The organism is Candidatus Protofrankia californiensis (assembly GCF_900634765.1).
Classification (GTDB): Bacteria; Actinomycetota; Actinomycetes; order Frankiales; family Frankiaceae; genus Protofrankia; species Protofrankia californiensis.
The window spans coordinates 26,135-26,899 of the sequence record NZ_CAAAFT010000175.1; the positions used below are offsets into that span (position 1 = coordinate 26,135).

The window sequence follows — 765 nt, forward strand, 5'->3', positions numbered from 1 at the left end:
CCGGGTGCCTTTCCTCACCCCTGTCATGCAATCTCCGGCCGTTGCGCCCCGGCGGGCGACCAGCGGAGGAAACTGGTGCAGGTCACGCAACTGGGGTTGTCGCAAGTGAGGTTGTCGGCCCGGGCCAGGAGGCTGCCGAACAACGGCGTTCGATACTCAAGCGGCGGCCGGGTACATCGGGCGAGGTGGCCGCAATCGGGAGGAGCGGGTCTGCATGCGCGTCGTCGTGGTCGGAGCGGGTATCGCGGGGCTTGCGGCCGCGTATGCGCTGCGGGGCCAAGCCCAGGTTACCGTCGTCGAGTCCGGCGACCGTGTCGGAGGCAAGCTGCGGACGACCCCGTTCGAGGGGCTGGACGTCGAGGAGGGCGCCGAGTCGTTCCTCGTCCGCGTGCCGGACGCGGTACGCCTGGCCCGTCATGTGGGTCTCGGCCACGACATCGTCCACCCGGCCACCACCACCGCGGCGCTGCTGATCTCCGGCCGGTTGCGCCCGTTGCCACCGCGGACCATGCTCGGCGTTCCGACCGACGCGATCGGCCTGATCCGTTCGCGGGTGCTGTCCCCGGCTGGGCTGATCCGCGCCGCGGCCGATCTGGTGCTGCCGCGTACCCAGCTGCCGGCCGATCCCACGGTCGGCAACTTCGTGGGCGCTCGGGTCGGCCGCCAGGTTGTCGAACGACTGGTGGACCCCCTGCTTGGAGGGGTGTATGCGGGGCGGGCTGACGCCATGTCGCTGCGCGCCACGGTTCCGCAGCTCACTCCGAT

At 71.0% G+C, this 765-nt stretch carries 1 protein-coding gene; it reads left to right on the forward strand.

Annotation, left to right across the window (positions count from 1 at the left end; translation table 11 throughout):
- Positions 1 to 214: 214 nt before the first annotated feature.
- The coding region (gene hemG / locus DD1DGNOD_RS09880) for a protoporphyrinogen oxidase (protein WP_131769953.1) at positions 215 to 765 on the forward strand (551 nt) is incomplete at its 3' end.